The organism is Bartonella sp. PS17NMGDW (assembly GCF_042193555.1).
Lineage (GTDB): Bacteria > Pseudomonadota > Alphaproteobacteria > Rhizobiales > Rhizobiaceae > Bartonella > Bartonella grahamii.
The window spans coordinates 1-539 of the sequence record NZ_JBHILY010000103.1; the positions used below are offsets into that span (position 1 = coordinate 1).

Sequence of the window (539 nt, forward strand, 5' to 3'; positions counted from 1 at the left end):
GGACTTGTGGCACTTGGTTCGTTCATTTTTGGTCCACTCATTGCCGCATTAGCCGCAGCGGGAGCAGCGTTTGTCACGCTTGGCTATACTATAATGACGACACCTATCGGGTGGCTAATTGGCGGCATCGCAGCTCTTGTTGGAGCTGGATATCTGCTCTACAAAAATTGGGACAAAATCAATGGCTGGCTGCTTACATCACTAGCCATAGTAAGCGCAGTTTTTATCAGGCTTGCTTTCGCTCTTTCAGGACCAGTGCTTTCAGCCTTCACTTCCGTTAGTTCTAAAATTACCGGTCTGGCTGCAAATCTTGGAAAATCCCTGCTCTCAAAAATAATCGCAGCAGATAAAGCTTTTATTAGATTTTCTGCTACTCTGGGAAGATCACTGCTTTCAGCATTAGCCTCAGCTGCTTCTGCAGTCGCTAGTCTTGCTTTAACTCTTGTAGGGACACTGATTTCGGCAATAACTGCCGTTGGTTCTGCTTTTATATCGCTTGGTATCGCAATCATGACCACTCCTATCGGCTGGATCGCTGG

The 539-nt window shown here is 46.8% G+C and carries 1 pseudogene; it reads left to right on the forward strand.

From position 1 onward, the window contains the following. Window positions 1–539 (forward strand): annotated as a pseudogene (locus ACFIJK_RS09510) (phage tail protein); the annotation flags it as partial.